Consider the following 15452-nt stretch of genomic DNA (forward strand, 5'->3'; position numbering starts at 1 on the left):
CAGGGATGCCAGTACACCAGCAACGCTTTCCGGGCCTTCCTCGGCAAGAACCGCATCACACAGAGCATGAGCCGCAAGGGCAACTGCTGGGACAACGCAGTGGTAGAACGCTTCTTTCGAAGCCTGAAGACGGAGCGCGTGAGACTACGTCCATACCCTGACTATCTCACTGCAAAGTCCGATGTCACCGATTACATCGTGACGTTCTACAACCACGAGCGGCTACATTCGGCGGCCGGCAACATGCCGCCCGCCGAATATGAAGTAACCAGCAAGAAAAGAGGGAAAGCAGAAAAAGTGTCCAGGATTACTTGACCACTTCATGCCGCCCCGCACAGGGGCGACGCGTGAAGCGCGCTAACAAATCGCGGATGCCAGCGCAAAGCCAAATAAACCAAACAGCTTGCGCAGCAAAACACCGCCCTGCAAACCCCATCGCAAACTCAAAAAAACCGCCCACGCCGCGCAGGCGCCAACGCGAGAAATGCCAGCACAAAAGCTAAACCACACCGACAAGGCATGCGCAGCCAAACACCCCACCGCGCGGCAGCGCAAAAAAAATCCACCCCATCCCCGGGTTAATCCCAGCCCAAACCAAACTCCACGCCAACCACTTGGCGTTAGACTTTCCGTGCAACATGCAAAAAAACCGCCACGCGCGGCCAGCGCGATCGCACCTGCATGGCACCGCGCGGCAGCACAACAACGAGGTGACAGTATGAGCATCAGCGTCAAACTTCCCGCCGTTTCTGTTGTCGCTTCTATCGCATGCGCAACGCTTGCGCTCGCCGCATTGCCGGCACCGGCGCACGCGGCGACACCCATCACCGTGACGTCGCAGGCGGCCACGGACGGCCCCATCCGCTATACGGTCAAGGTCACGTCGAAGCAGTTCGGCAACTCGCAGGAAACCCGCACCATCCGCTCCGGCGAATCGGACGACTTCACCTGGAAAACCGTGCCGCCCGGCGGCCCCGTCGCAGCCGATGGCGACTGCCCGGGCCTGTCGTCGCTGCCGCTCGATACGAACGGCGCCATGATCCGTCAGACGCAGATCCGCTTCGCACCTGTGGTCGCCAAAGACGGCACCGCGACCGTGCAGATGAACTTCCAGGCGCAAACGCCGAAGGGAACGAAGGCCGTGTCGAACAACGGCAAGTCGCTCAAGTGCCCGAACTACGCGAGCGTCAGTCAGGTGCTGCGCTTCACCATGCCGACCAACGGCACCACGAAGACGCTAACACTCACCGACGGCTCGCAGGTGGCCGTCTCGGCCAAACGGTGACGCTAGCGTTTGAGCATCGGAGTCGGTATCGCAAGCCATGCGTATCGACTGAATTGCATACGATGTGCATGCATCGATCACGGCGCGCGCCTGGCGCTGCACGTCAGCGTTTCGAGCGCCGCTCGACGAGCCGCGATGCCAGAAACCGATGCTCCGGCGAAAACAGCCGCCGATACGTAAGCAGCACGGCACCCACCGTTCCCAGCGCCGACGATGCCGCGATCAGAAACATGATCACGATCTGGTAGCGCACGGCCTGCAGCGGCGATTGCCCGGCGAGCACCTGGCCCGTCATCATCCCCGGCAGACTCACGACGCCGACCACGGCCATCTGGTTCAGCGTCGGAATCATGCCGGCACGCACCGCCTGACGGGCCGGTCCCTGCGCGGCTTCCCAGCGCGTCGCGCCAAGCGCGAGCGCCATGTCGACGCGGTCGCGGCGCGCCGTCAGTTCCTCCGTCATCCGTTCAATGCCTAGCGACACGCCCGTCAGCGTATTGCCGAGAATCATCCCGAGAATCGGAATCGCATATTGCGGCTCGTACCACGGTCGAATGCGGATCACGGCAAACAGTCCAACGGCGGCGACCAGCCACGCGCTCGCCCAGATCGACAGGATGCTGTCGACGCGCTGCCCGGCATACGTGCGCGAACCGCGTCCCGCGCCCGCGAAGCCCGCGATCAGCGTCATCGCGATCATCAACGGCAGCACCACGTACCAGCGGGCGTACGCGAACACCCACGCAAGCACATAGCCGATCGCGAGCAACTGGACGACGGTGCGCACTGCCGCCCACGCGAGCTTGCGTTCGAGATCGAGCTTGAGCAGAACGGATACCGCGCCGTTCACCACGATCAGCAGCGCCGCGAGCGCGACGTCCCAGAGGCTCAGGTTCTGCAAGGTCATCGCGGCGTCTCCCCGGTGTGCGCGGACGTATCGGGCGTATCCGGCATATTGCGCTGTGCGTCGTCGAGCACGCCGGCGCGCATCGTCAGATGACGGTTGCTCACGCGCGCCGCTTGCGCCGGATCGTGCGACACCCACAGCCATGCGCGCACCTGCGGCGCGGCGTCGAACCATGCGCGCACCAGGCCTTCGATCGCCAGCGCCGATTCGGGATCGAGCGATGCCGTCGGTTCGTCGAGCAGCAGCACGTCCGGCGCGAGCTGCAGGACGCGGATCAACGCGGCGATCTGCGCTTCGCCGCCCGACAGCTCGCTCGCAAAACGCTCGAGAAAGTCGCTCGCACGTCCCGCCTGCGACGCGAGCGCCGCAGCCTGCGCGCGGTCGAAGCGGACGTCGCGATACGCGCGCAGCGTGTACGGATAACGCAGATTGTCTTCGACGGTGCCGTCGAGCAACGCGGGCCGCTGACGAATGTAGGCGACGTGGCGACGGTAGCGCGGGATCGTCGCTCGCGCGATGCGCTTGCCGCGCCACAGCACCTCGCCGCTATCGAGTGGATCGAGCAGCGCGAGCGCGCGCATGAACACGCTTTTGCCCGACCCGGACGGGCCGGTGATCGAAATCCGCTCGCCCGCGTGGATGGCGATGCTGGTGGCGTGCAGCAGCGTCTGGCCGCGCGTCGCGTCGCGCCGCACAAGCTCTTGCGCGTGGACGAGGGGTGCGTCCGCTATATTCGTGTCGTGGGGCATGGCATATTCGAATGTGTCGCAGCGCATCATCATAACGAAGCGTACACGCGGGCACAGCACGTGCTGCGCAAACGAATGACGCAGGTATTTTTCGGAGCGCTCATGGCTGTGCTGCACTCGACTGGCATATCCGTCCGCAAGACAATCGGCAAGACCCTCGCGTGGCTGTTCGCGGTGCTGGCGATCCTGATCGTTGCGCTGGCGGTTTTCATTCTGACGTTCGACTGGAACCGCGCGCGGCCCTATGTGAACGACAAGGTCAGTGAAGCAATCGGCCGGCCGTTTGCCATCGAAGGCGATCTGAAGGTGGGTTGGCGCCATCCCGTTGGCGAGACGGGCTGGCGCTCGTGGGTGCCGTGGCCGCGCTTCTCGGCGCAGAACATCACGATTGCCAATCCCGACTGGACCAAACAGAAGCACTTCGCGACGCTCGATGAAATCGACTTCCAGGTGAAAGTGCTGCCGCTGCTCGCGCATGACATCGTGATCCCGGCGATCAATGTCGTGAATCCATCCGTCGATCTCGAACGGCTCCTCGACGGACGCAACAACTGGACGTTCAAGCTGAAATCGTCGGCGGGACCGTCCGAGTGGAAGCTCGATCTGCACGACATCCAGCTGAACAAAGGCAATATCGCGCTTTCGGACCAGCAGAAGAAACTCGACATGCAGGCCGTCGTCGATACGCTCGGCCAGCCAATTCCGATCGGCGAAGCGATGAAGCAACAGGAAGAGGCGTCGCGCAGGTCGTCGGCGGAAGTCGTCGGCAAGCAGGGCGCGAAGCAACTGACCGCGCAGGCGAAGGCGGTCGCCGCTTCCGAGGCGTCGGGTGCATCCGCGGTGGCGCCTGGCGTGCCTGTTGCGTCGGGCGCGTCCGTACCGGCGGCGACGGCTGGCGTGGGCGCATCGAGCGTAGTGGCCGCGTCCGGAGTGCCCGCGAGCGCGACAGGCACGCCCGTCGCGCAGAGCACGAACTCACCGCAATACGGCATCGGCTGGACCGTGAAGGGCACCTACAACCGCTCGCCCATATCGGGCAGCGGCAAGCTCGGCGGCGTGCTTGCGTTGCAGGACACATCCCGGCCGTTTCCCGTGCAGGCCGACGTGAAGGCGGGCGATCTGCGTATCGCGCTGGTCGGCACCGTCACCGATCCGGCGCATCTCGCCGCCGTCGATCTGCGTCTGTGGCTGCAGGGCACGAGCCTCGATCATCTGTATGACCTGACGGGCATCACGCTGCCCGAGACGCCGCCGTACGCGACGGAAGGCCATCTGGTCGGCAATTTCAAGCAGGGCGCCAGCGTGTTCCGGTATGAAAATTTTACAGGCCGCGTGGGTGGCAGCGATGTGAACGGCACGGTCGTCTATACGCAACGCGCGACACGTCCGTTGCTCGAAGGCACGCTTGTCTCGAATCTGTTGCAGTTCAAGGACCTCGCGCCGATCATCGGCGCGGACAGCAACGCGAGCAAGGCGAAACGCGGCGACACCGCGCGCCAGCCATCCGACAAGGCGCTGCCGACCGAAGAGTTCAAGACCGACCGCTGGAAGGCGATCGACGCGAACGTGAAGTTCACGGGCCGCCGCATCATCAAGGACCCGGCGCTGCCCATCACCGATCTCTACACACACGTCGTGATGACGGACGGCGTGCTGTCGTTCGAGCCGCTGAAGTTCGGCGTCGCGGGCGGGTCGCTCGCGTCGAACATTCATCTCGACGGCAGCGCCACGCCGCTCAAGGGGCGTGTTTCGACGGAGGCACGGCATCTGAAGCTCAAGCAGTTGCTGCCGACCGCGAAGACGATGCAGAACGCGCTCGGCGAGGTCAACGGCGACGCCGCGCTGTCGGCGACGGGCAATTCGCCCGCGGCGCTCGCGGCTTCGTCGAACGGCGAAGTGAAACTGCTCGTCACCGATGGCGCTGTGAGCCGTTTGCTGATGGAAGCGGCCGGGCTGAACGTGGCGAATGTCGTCTATGAAAAGCTGTTCGGCAATCGCGATGTGCAGATCAACTGCGCGGCAGGCGACTTCGTCGTGACGGACGGCGTGCTCGATTCACGCGTGTTCGCACTCGACACGCAAGACGCCGTGATCAACGTGGACGGCACGGTGAACCTGAAGAACGAGTCGATGGACCTCGGCGTGCATCCGCACACGAAGGGCTTCCGGGTCTTCTCGCTGCGCTCGCCGCTCTACGTGAAGGGCACGTTCAAGGACCCGCACGTCGGCGTGAACGCAGCGGCGCTCGCGGTGCGCGGCGGTGCGATGGTCGGGCTCGGTCTGATCAATCCGTTCGCCGCGCTGATCCCGTTGATTGCGCCGAGCAACAACAAGCCTTTGCCGTGTCAGCAACTGATGGCGGCCATGGAGGCGCAGCATCCGACGGCGCCGCCGCCGGGACAGCGCGAAAAGGCCAAAGCACTGGCGCTGCCGCCGGGAACGCCGGGCGCGTCGGCCGTCTCGCCGTCAACAGCGCCGTCGAAGCAGCCTGCAAAGCCGAACAATGGCGCGGCACTGCCGGGACCGGCGAACGCGGCGGACTATAAGGGAAGTTGAGAGGGAAGTTGAGAGGGAAGTTGAGCGCGCGGGCGCGGATGCATCACCCGCAATGATTGCTTCGCAAAAACACCACGGCCGCGAATCTTCGCGGCCGTGTTTCGTGTGAATTGCTACGCGTAATCTGTGGGATTCAACGCAGCGAGCGCGGTGTCGCGTCGCCCGCCGCATCCTGGCGACGCACGCCGCGCCGCGTGCTGGCGGCCGTACGCGTCGCGCCGAACTCGGGCAGGATGCGCGCTCTCGCGCGGCTCGCGAACACGAGGAAGCCGAAACCGTCGGCCTCGTACCAGTAGCCGCCGTTTTCCAGTCCGTCGAGCGGCTGCTCGAGCGCATTCGCAATGGACTCGATGCAGCGCCTGCGCAACTCCGCGACGGCGGGATACGGTGGATGCGCGCCGCGCACGCTGCATAGCAGGACATCAAGTCCCGGCAGCACATGCGCGTAGAGCACAGGCTCATCTTGCGCGCGGGCGCGCGCAATCTTGGTGTCGAGCTGACCGAAGGGCTTGAAGTGTCGCAGCACAGCGAGGAACGACTCGTCGCCGTCCACCTTCGCGCGCCTGCGCTTTTTCGGGAAGGACATAAAAACTCGCCTGAAAAAGAATTGCAAGAAACGCAGCGTCCTCATGCGACCACTCCCGGCTTCGCGCGCCGCACGTCGATCTTTTATAGCATACGAAAATGCCGGATACACGGTGATTCGTCTGTCTCACTCCAACGTTCCGTGCGAACCAGGCCGAATCGCGTCGCCGTGCGCTTTCGCATCCCCTGTGCATCTGGTCTCAATAATAGACTCACCCGCGCTGCGCGTGTTTCCGGCACCGTAAAAAAAGACATTTTTATGTGCGCCAAGCCCTCCTCGGCGTGCATTGAAATATCCGTTGGGCCCGCCGATAATGGCCGCGTCCCAGTTGCGGCGCGGCTTTCACGCACATTGCGCCGATCTGGCGAGTCGACGGGCGCGGCGCATGAGTGAAAATATCAATGGCGCTCGCCGCGCAGCGACGTTAAAGGCGCGGCGCACAACCATGATGCATGCGCGCCGCTCATGATTGCGCGCGTCAGTTCCACATGTCGGGAAGCGGAAGCAGTTGCCTCGCACGTTCATGCCGCATTGCGCCAGCCATCGATGAAACTGTTCACCAAAGGTCTATTGCTGATCGCGTTGCCGAGCGCCATTGAACTGGCGCTGCTCGGCGTCGTCTTCGACATGCAGGCGCAAACCACGCGGGCCGTCGAGCGCTCGTCGGACAGCAAGCAGATCCTGTATCAGGCGACAGCGCTCGAAAACCCCGTGCTTCGGCAAGTCGCGCGCGTGCGTACGGGCATCGTCGCGGGCGACGCTTCTTTCATGGACCGCCATGCGGCATGGGTCGATATCGGCGACCGGCTCGCGCGGCTTGAAACGGCCGTCGCCGATACGCCCGCGCAGCGCGCGCGCGTGCTGCGCATGCGTGACGAAGTGGACAGCTACCGGCAGCAGGCGCTGTCCGTCGCGCAGTCGATGCGTACGGGCGCAACGATGAAACCATTCGTCACGCTCGAAGGCGGCGAGTTGCCTGCGCAGGTGATGCGCTTTCGCGAGCAGTTGAAAGAATTCATCGACGAAGCATCGCGGCTCGAAGTCGAGCGCAACGCGACGCTCGCGAAAACGCGCCAGCGCCAGCAATGGACGTTGGTGGGCGCCGTGATCGGCTCGATGCTGCTGTGGGCGGGCACGGCATTTGGATTCGCGCGCAGCATCGGCCGGCGGCTGGACGTACTCGCGGAAAACGCGCAGCGGCTCGCCAGCGGGCAGCCGCTGCCCACGCCGCTGTCGGGCAATGACGAAATCGCCGCGCTCGATTCCGCGTTGAATCGCACGAGCGCGCTGTTGCGCGAGGCAGACGAGAAACAGGCCGCGCTCAAGACATCGCTGCAACTGCGCGCGGCGGAACTGGCGAGCGTCAATGAGACCCTGCGTCAGGAGACGCAGGACAACGAGATGTTCATCTACAGCGTGTCGCACGATCTGCGTTCGCCGCTGGTGAACATGCAGGGTTTCTCGAAGGAACTGCAGGTTTCGTGCGACGAACTGCGCGCGACCATCGACGATGCGCGGCTGCCCGAGGTCGAACACAAGCGCCTCGCGCACGTGCTCGATGGCGACGTGCAGGAATCGCTGCGCTATGTGCGCTCGTCGGTGACGCGCGCCGCGGCCATTATCGAAGCGCTGTTGCGCATTTCGCGCGCGGGGCGGCTCGAATATCAATGGCAGCGCGTGAGCGTCGGCCGCGCAGTCGCGCGTGCCGTCGACGCGCTTCAAAAGCGGATCGACGAGCGCAAGATCGCAGTCGTCGTGCGCGATCTGCCCACGGCATGGGGCGATCCGTCCGCAATCGAACAGGTGTTCAGCCAGTTGCTCTCGAACGCAATCAATTTTCTCGATTCGTCGCGGCCGGGGCGCATCGAAGTCGGGGCGCTGGATGGCGCGCTTGCAGAGAGCGCGCTCGCGTCGGCGCCAAGGACGCGCACTTACTTTGTGCGCGACAATGGAATGGGCATTCCCGCCGCCTACATGTCGAAAGTATTTCGCGCGTTCCAGCGGCTGCACGGCGATGTCGCGCAAGGCGACGGCATCGGCCTTGCGCTCGTGCGACGCACAGTCGAGCGGCATGGCGGGCGTGTGTGGGTCGAATCGGCGGAGGGGGCGGGGTCGACATTCTTCATCACGCTGCCCGATCAGCCGATGCGCTATTGATGCGCATAAAACCCAGCGCCGCTCATGCGCAAAGGCGCAGCAAGCCGTAAGCCAACGGCCGCATAATAGCGGCGGTGCGTCATACCATTCACGCAGTCGCAGCTCACGCGCAACGCATCAAACAGATGCGGCGCAAGGGCTTCGGAGGGAACATGTCACACGGGGAAGCGGTCGGTAAGTCGGTCGGCATCGTGCTGGTCGAGGACGATGACGGGCATGCCACGCTCGTCGAGCGCAATCTGCGGCGCGCGGGGATTTCAAACGGTTTTGTCCGTTTCGGCGATGGCCAGGAGGCGCTCGACTATTTCTTCGGCGAGCCGCGCGCCGGCGACCGCGCCAATGGCCGCCCGACACGCGACGAACTCGCGAATTACGTGGTGCTGCTGGACCTGAAGATGCCGCGCGTCGATGGCTTCGAGGTGTTGCGGCGGCTGAAGGAATCGCCGTCGACGTCGTCGATGCCCGTCATCGTGCTCACGACCACCGACGATCCACGCGAAATCGAACGCTGCTACGAACTGGGCTGCAACGTCTACATCACGAAGCCGGTCGAATACGATGCGTTCATCGAAGCCGTGCGGCGGCTGGGCTTTTTCCTGCAGGTCGTGAAGCTGCCGCCGGGACAGCGCTATGCGCCCGCAGCATAATTCCGATGGGTTGAAGCATTCACGAAGTATTCACGCAACATTCACGCTGCACCATCGCGGCCTCGTTCGTTCCTTGAACTGAATCATCTGGCATGACAGAAGACGTAACCACGCTACCTGCAGCCCTCGTGCTCGTCGTCGACGACGACGAAGGCATCTTGCGCCTTGCGCGCAAGTCGCTGGAGCGCGCCGGCTGCCGGGTCGAACTGAGCAGCAGCGTCGAGGTTGCGCATCGCGCGATCGTTGCGAATCCGCCCGATCTGATCGTGCTCGACTATCAGCTCGACGGCGCGGAGACGGGGCTCGACTTTTTCCGGCGCCTGCGCAACGAAGGCGTACGCATACCCGCCATTCTCGTCACGGGCTTCACGGATGAATCCCGCGTAATCGAAGCGCTGCGTTCGGGCGTCTCCGACGTCGTGCCGAAAGCGGGCGACTATCTCGACTATCTGCCCGAAGCGGTCGAACGCGTGCTATCGCAGATGCGGATGCAGCGCGCATCGGCGGAAGCGCTGCTGCTGCGCGAGCGCGAGGCGCATTACCGGATGCTGTCGGAGGCGCTGCCGCACCTGGTGTTCACGTGCAATGCCCATGGCGACTGCGATTTCGTGTCGAAGCAATGGGTCGAATACACGGGCCTCGACGGCGCGCGTTCGCTGGGTCTTGCGTGGATCGACGCCGTGCATCCCGACGACCGCGAAGAGACGCGCCGCAGCTGGCTCAGAACGGTGCGCGGCGACGGCGCCGACTATCGCAGCGAATTCCGCATCCGCCGCCACGACGGCGCGTATCGCTGGTTCGACGCGCGCATTGCCGCGATGCGCGACGCGGGCGGCGTCGTCAGTAAATGGTTCGGCAGTTGCACCGACATCCATTCGCAACGCGAAGCCATCGAGGAGCGCGAGCGTCTGCTTGCGTCCGAGCAGGGCGCGCGCCAGGCGGCGGAAGAAGCGAACCGCGCGAAGGACCGTTTTCTGGCGATGCTGTCGCACGAATTGCGCACGCCGCTCACGCCCGTGCTGGCGGGCGCGCGCATGCTCGAAATGATGCAGGACGTGCCGGACGCGGTGCGCGCGGGCGTCGTGATGATTCGCCGCAACGTCGAGCTGGAAGCGCGCCTGATCGACGATCTGCTCGATCTGACGCGGGTCGCGAATGGCAAGCTGCGGCTCTCGCTGGAAACGGTCGACGTGCATGAAGTCATCGACAGCGTGCTCGAACTGTTCCGTAGCGAGATCCAGACCAAGCAGCAGGACGTACACATCAGCACGGATGCGCATCATCATTTCGTGCTCGCCGACCGCGCGCGTCTGCAGCAGATGCTGTGGAACCTGATCCGCAATGCCGCGAAGTTCACGCCGGACGGCGGCCATATCTACGTGCGCACGCGCGACGAACGGATGCACGTGCAGATATCCGTGGAAGACACGGGCGTCGGTATCGAGCCCGAGCAGATCGGCAAGCTCTTCAACGCGTTCGAACAGGGCAGCCAGAACATGTCGCGGCAGTTCGGCGGGCTGGGGCTGGGACTCGCGATCACCAAGGCGCTGACGGACGCGCATGGCGGCACGGTGACGGCACGAAGCCCAGGCGCGCACTGCGGCGCGACTTTCACGATTACGCTGCCCACGGCCGCGGAGCCGCACGCCGAGCCCGTCGTGCCCGAGGCAGCGAGCGTGCAGCCGGCGGGCGGGCTGGGGATCTTGCTGATCGAGGACCACGCAGACACGGCCGAAGTGATGGCGCAACTGATGCGCACGCTCGGCCACGAGGTGACCGTGGTCGGGCGTGTGGCCGATGCGCTCGCCGCGACGCAAAGCGCCACCTTCGATCTGATCGTCAGCGACGTAGGCCTGCCCGACGGTACGGGCCTCGACTTCGTCAAGGCGTTCCGCGAGCGCGACGATGCGCCTGCCGTTGCATTGACGGGTTTCGGGAGCGACGAGGATATCCGGCGCTGCCTCGAAGCGGGCTTCACGTCGCATCTGACCAAGCCCGTCAATTTCTCGCAGCTCGAGCAGGTGATCGAGAGCGCGGCAGCCGTGAAGACGCAGAAAAACGCGGGCGAGGCGAGAGCGGGTTAAGCCCGCGTGCCACATGTGAGTCTGGTGAAAAGAGAAGGGCGTGTTGCGCGCGAAGCGCAACACGCCCTTGAGTTTATGCAGGCACCGCTTTCGTGGCGCTTCGATGAACCGTCGTCGTCAGGTTCAGATTCGTGGCGAATTCTTCAGCGAATCGCGGATTTCACGCAGCAGCAGCACGTCTTCGGGCGTGGGCGCCGGTGCTTCGGGCGCGGCCGGGGCGGGCGCACGCAGCTTGTTGATGGACTTCACCATCATGAAGATGATGAACGCGAGAATCACGAAGTTGATCGCTACGGTGATGAACGAGCCATAACCGAACGCGGCGACGCCTGCCGTCTGCAAGTCCTTGTAAGACTCGGGATTGCCCTTGAAATTCTCGGGGATGTGTCCGAGCAGGACGAACTTGTTGGAGAAATCGAGGCCGCCCGTCGCGACGCCGACGACAGGCATGATCAGATCCTTCACGACGGAGTTGACGATAGTCGAAAACGCTCCGCCGATGATCACACCAACCGCGAGGTCCATCACGTTGCCTTTGAGGGCAAATTCCTTGAATTCAGTAATCATGCTCATCGGGCAGTTCTCCTTGAAGTCGATGGCGACATGATAGCCAACGATCGGCGCAGCGTGAAATGATTTAGCGCCCGATCGCAACGAACCTTCGACACGCCACGCTCGTTCAGCCGATATGTCGCAGAAGTGACGAGGAACCGTCGACGCTTGCAAACGATGCGCCTGCAATCGCCAAGCTCGAATCGAGCGACGCCAAAGAACGCGAAAAGAACGTGAAGCGAGCCGCTTAAATCTCTGCTGCCCGCGCCTGTTCGATATGCGCGGCGAACGTGACTGGATCGGTATTCGTCCCGCATAGCAGCACGCCGACGCGCTTGCCTTGCAGTTGCTCGCGCAACGGGCCGAGCAGGGCGGCCGTTGCGGCTGCGCACGCAGGTTCGACGGCCAGCTTCAGTTGTGTGAAGAGTGTGAGCATCGCGGCACGCAAGGCGTCGTCGGTGACGGTGACGAGACGGTCGACATGCCGGCGGCACAGCTCGTAGCTGTATTGCTCAGTGTGCGGCGCCATCAGCGAATCGGCGATCGAATGCATGTGGGTCATCTTGACCGTGTGATTCGCGGCGAAGCTGCGGTTCATCACGTCCGCGCCTTCCGGCTCGACGCCGTACACATGCACACGCGGATTGGCCAGGCGCAGCGCCGTCGAAATGCCCGCCGCGAGCCCGCCGCCGCCGATGGGCACGATCACGGCGTCGAGATCGGGCGATTGCGTCGCCCATTCGTAGCCGAGCGTCGCGGTGCCGAGCACCGTCCGGTAACCGTTGAACGGATGCACGAAATAGCGGCCTTCTTCGGCCTCGATGCGTCGCACGATCTCGAACGCTTCATTCACGTTGTCGGCCATCACGACTTCCGCGCGATATTGCCGGCACAGCGCAATGCGCGCCGGATTCGCCGCGTGCATCACGACGACCTTCGCGCTGATGCCCGTGCGCATCGCCGCATAAGCGACGGCGACCGCGTGATTGCCGCCCGACACGCAGGTCACGCCCGCGCTGCGCTGGGCTGCGTCGAGTGCGAGCAGGTTCGAGAACGCGCCGCGCGCCTTGAAGCTGCCGCCCGCCTGCAGCAGCTCGAACTTGAAGTTGACGAGCGTGCCTTCGAGCGTCGGAAAATCCATCCGGTCGAACACGGGCGTTCGCACGACCCACGGTGTCAGCGCGAAGTGCTGCGAAGCAATGTCGTCGAGCGTCGGTATCGGTTCGCCGTCGATCGTGCGGTCGGTGTGCTGCGGCGTGGCGGTGGACATGGCGTGCGTCGTCTTGTGGGTGAGGTCCGCGTTTTGTGCCTTGTTGTTGTGTTTGTTGTTATCTGCTGCTTGCGTCAGTGCGCGTGCGCATCGACCGACATGCTGTGAATGAACTTGCCGAGGAACCGCTCGCACTGAGCCAGTTGATCGAGCGTGACGAATTCGTTTGCCTTGTGCGCCTGCACGATGTCGCCGGGGCCGCACACGATGCTCGGAATGCCCGCCAGCGAGAACAACCCCGCTTCCGTGCCGTACGCGACCTTGCGCTTGTCCTGATCGCCCGTGAGCGCGCGCACGAGTTGCGTGATGGCCGCCTGTTCCGTCGAGTCGAGCCCGGGCGCCGCGGCGATTTTCGTGATCTCGATCGCGGCCGCTTCGTGCTCGCGCTTCATCTTCGGCAGCAGCGTTTCACGCGCGTATTGATCGATGCGCGCGAAGATCGGCTCGGGATCGAGCGTCGGCAGATTGCGGAATTCGAACTCGAAGCTGCATTCGGCGGGCACGGTGTTGATCGCGTTGCCGCCTTTGATCGTGCTGGTCTGCGCCGTCGTGAACGGCACGTCGTAGAGCTGATCGAACGGGCCTTGTTCGCGGAACTGGTCGGCCATGTCGCGGATGTAGCAGATCAGGCGCGCCGCGTATTCGATCGCGTTCAGGCCGTTGGGCGTGAGCGACGAATGCGCCGCGAAGCCGCGCACGCAGCACTGGTAAGCGTTGATGCCCTTGTGCGCGATGATGGGCCGCATGCTGGTCGGCTCGCCGACGATACAACCGTCCGGCTTGACGCCGCGCTTCATCAGGTCGGCGATCATCAGCGGCGCGCCGACGCAACCCACTTCTTCGTCGAACGAGAACGCCAGATGGATCGGTTTGGCGAGCTTGGTCTGCTGCATTTGCGGCACAAGCGTCAACGCCGCGCCGATAAAGCCTTTCATGTCGCAGGTACCGCGCCCATAAAGCTTGTCGCCGCGTATTTCAGGCTTGAACGGATCGCTGTCCCATTTCTGGCCGTCGACGGGCACGACGTCCGTGTGCCCCGATAGCACGATCCCGCCATTGGTCTCGCCGTCATGCGCCGGAATCGTCGCGAACAGGTTGGCCCATTTGCCGCTTTCGTCGTGCGTGAGGGTGGCTTCGACACCGCGTTCGCGCAGCGCGTCGCGCACCGTTTCGATCAGGCCGAGATTCGGATTGCGGCTGACCGTGTCCATCGACACGAGGCGTGTGACCCAGGGAAGCGAAGCGGGGGAAGGGGACTCGGCGGATGCAGCGGAAGAGGACGACGTTTGGGCGGACAGCGCTTTGTCAGCGACCTGTGACATGACTTGGGCTCCAGCTTGGGTGTGTTTTGATGATACCCAAAAAACGCTTAATTAGCCAAAGCTCATAAAGCCCGGTTGCTTGCGGGACGGGGCTTTGCGCGATGCAGCAATTGATGGCGCGCGCTGAAATCGTTATCGGCGACGGGTCAGGCTCGTTGCGCGTCAGGAGCGAGCAGCGTGAGCAACGCGCTTTCGTACGCGCGATAGACGGGCGCGATGCTGGCGAGTTCGATGCGCTCGTTCGCCGCATGAATGCCTTCGCATTGCACGCCAAAGCCGCACAACGCAGGCACGCCGAGCGACGCGAGGTAATTGCCGATGTTCGACGGTCCCGCGACGGCCAGCGTGACACCAGCGTCAACTTCGTTGCGTACCGCGTGATACAGCGATTGCGTCATCGGATGCGAATCCGGTACGCGATACGCGGGCCAGCCCGCGATCCATTCGATCGACGTCGCAAGCGACGGATCGTGTTGTGAGTCCTGATCGCGAACGATGCCTTCGATCACGCGCCGCGCTTCTGCGGCATCGAAGCCCGGCGTGAGGCGGCAATCGACGGTGAGTTCGCAATGATCCGGCACGCTGGTGAATGTGCCGTCGCCCGCGCGGATGCCGGTGACGGTCAACTGCGCGGGGCGATCGAATGCGTCGTCCACGGGCAGCGCGACTTCGTTTAAAGCAGCGGCAAGGTGCGCGCCGCGTATCGCCGCATTGAGTCCGCGCGTGCTGCTCGCGCCGGAGTGCGCAGCGACGCCGCGCACGACGAGCTTCGCGCGAATGAACCCGCGCGCGCCGACGATGATGCGGTCGATGCCCGGATAGCCGATCAATACGCCATCAGGTTTCACCGCATCAGGCGCATCGAAGAACGCGTGGGCACCGCCGAAACGGCCCGTATGCTCGTCGAGATCGTAGAGCACGCCGAGCGTGCCCGCGAGCGCATCGATGCGCTGGGCGAACGCAGTGGCGAGGTGCGCGAAGATTGCGACTGCGGCTTTGCTGTCGGCGCTGCCGCGTCCGTAGAGCCAGCCGTTTTCAACGTGCGCAGCGAGCGGCGGATAAGTCCACGTGGATTCGTCGCCGAAGCTTGCGGTGTCGAGCGTCGCGTTGAGCAGGTAATGCGGGCCGTGATCCGAGCCGCGTATTTCCACGTGAAGCGCGAGCGGCTGTCCATCGTCGGCAACGAGGCGGCGCGTGCGCACACCACGCGCGTCAAACCACGCCTCGATGCATTCGAGCACGGGCGCGCACGCATCGATGCCGCCGCGGCTAGGCACGCGCACGAGCGCCGTCAACAGTTCAACGATCGATGCCGTGTCGACAGCGTCCGTCATCTG

General features: G+C 64.0%; 13 protein-coding genes. 6 read left to right on the forward strand and 7 right to left on the reverse strand.

Annotated elements, in window-relative coordinates; translation table 11 throughout:
* Both BLT65_RS25130 and BLT65_RS25135 read left to right on the forward strand, forming a co-directional pair.
* A partial coding sequence (locus tag BLT65_RS25130) for an integrase core domain-containing protein (RefSeq protein ID WP_143036547.1) occupies positions 1 to 315 on the forward strand: 315 nt, incomplete at its 5' end.
* Between the two features lie 403 nt (positions 316 to 718).
* Positions 719 to 1285: a DUF6013 family protein gene (locus tag BLT65_RS25135; RefSeq protein WP_042312235.1), complete on the forward strand. Its 567-nt coding sequence runs from the start codon at positions 719 to 721 to the stop codon at positions 1283 to 1285.
* A 103-nt stretch (positions 1286 to 1388) separates the two neighbouring features.
* Here BLT65_RS25135 and BLT65_RS25140 read toward each other — a convergent pair whose 3' ends face one another.
* Both BLT65_RS25140 and BLT65_RS25145 read right to left on the reverse strand, forming a co-directional pair.
* On the reverse strand, positions 1389 to 2192 hold the full coding sequence (locus tag BLT65_RS25140; protein ID WP_007585855.1) for an ABC transporter permease: 804 nt from the start codon (positions 2190 to 2192) through the stop codon (positions 1389 to 1391).
* A complete protein-coding gene (locus tag BLT65_RS25145) occupies positions 2189 to 2923 on the reverse strand; it encodes an ABC transporter ATP-binding protein (protein WP_091782697.1) in 735 nt (244 codons plus the stop codon). Before BLT65_RS25145 ends, BLT65_RS25140 begins: the two co-directional genes overlap by 4 nt.
* A 120-nt stretch (positions 2924 to 3043) precedes the next feature.
* On the opposite strand from BLT65_RS25145, the gene BLT65_RS25150 reads away from it, so the two are divergent.
* Positions 3044 to 5497: an AsmA family protein gene (locus BLT65_RS25150; RefSeq protein WP_091782295.1), complete on the forward strand. Its 2454-nt coding sequence runs from the start codon at positions 3044 to 3046 to the stop codon at positions 5495 to 5497.
* Positions 5498 to 5630: 133 nt separating this feature from the next.
* On the opposite strand, the gene BLT65_RS25155 is transcribed toward BLT65_RS25150, so the two are convergent.
* Positions 5631 to 6128 carry a hypothetical protein gene (locus BLT65_RS25155; RefSeq protein ID WP_007750376.1) on the reverse strand — a complete coding sequence of 166 codons (498 nt, stop codon included), beginning with the start codon at positions 6126 to 6128 and terminating at the stop codon, positions 5631 to 5633.
* 501 nt (positions 6129 to 6629) lie between these two features.
* Here BLT65_RS25155 and BLT65_RS25160 point away from each other — a divergent pair.
* From BLT65_RS25160 to BLT65_RS25170, 3 genes are all read left to right on the forward strand, one after another.
* Positions 6630 to 8240, forward strand: a complete 1611-nt coding sequence (locus tag BLT65_RS25160) for a sensor histidine kinase (RefSeq protein ID WP_091782700.1) — start codon at positions 6630 to 6632, stop codon at positions 8238 to 8240.
* A gap of 152 nt (positions 8241 to 8392) precedes the next feature.
* Entirely contained in the window at positions 8393 to 8887 is a 495-nt protein-coding gene (locus BLT65_RS25165; RefSeq protein ID WP_091782703.1) for a response regulator, read from the forward strand.
* 92 nt (positions 8888 to 8979) lie between these two features.
* Positions 8980 to 10971 (forward strand): hybrid sensor histidine kinase/response regulator, encoded by a 1992-nt coding sequence (locus BLT65_RS25170; protein ID WP_091782300.1) that lies wholly within the window; start codon positions 8980 to 8982, stop codon positions 10969 to 10971.
* Positions 10972 to 11094: 123 nt separating this feature from the next.
* Here the strand turns inward: BLT65_RS25170 and mscL are convergent, their stop codons facing one another.
* The 4 genes from mscL to BLT65_RS25190 all read right to left on the reverse strand — a co-directional run bounded on the left by mscL (position 11095) and on the right by BLT65_RS25190 (position 15449).
* Entirely contained in the window at positions 11095 to 11544 is a 450-nt protein-coding gene (gene mscL, locus BLT65_RS25175) for a large conductance mechanosensitive channel protein MscL (protein ID WP_091782706.1), read from the reverse strand.
* A 226-nt stretch (positions 11545 to 11770) separates the two neighbouring features.
* Positions 11771 to 12793, reverse strand: a complete 1023-nt coding sequence (locus BLT65_RS25180; protein WP_042312243.1) for a threonine/serine dehydratase family protein — start codon at positions 12791 to 12793, stop codon at positions 11771 to 11773.
* A gap of 74 nt (positions 12794 to 12867) precedes the next feature.
* On the reverse strand, positions 12868 to 14115 hold the full coding sequence (gene argE / locus BLT65_RS25185) for an acetylornithine deacetylase (protein ID WP_091782303.1): 1248 nt from the start codon (positions 14113 to 14115) through the stop codon (positions 12868 to 12870).
* Between the two features lie 146 nt (positions 14116 to 14261).
* On the reverse strand, positions 14262 to 15449 hold the full coding sequence (locus BLT65_RS25190) for a M20 family metallopeptidase (protein ID WP_091782306.1): 1188 nt from the start codon (positions 15447 to 15449) through the stop codon (positions 14262 to 14264).
* Positions 15450 to 15452: the final 3 nt, after the last annotated feature.

Source organism: Paraburkholderia steynii (genome assembly GCF_900100565.1).
GTDB lineage: Bacteria > Pseudomonadota > Gammaproteobacteria > Burkholderiales > Burkholderiaceae > Paraburkholderia > Paraburkholderia terrae.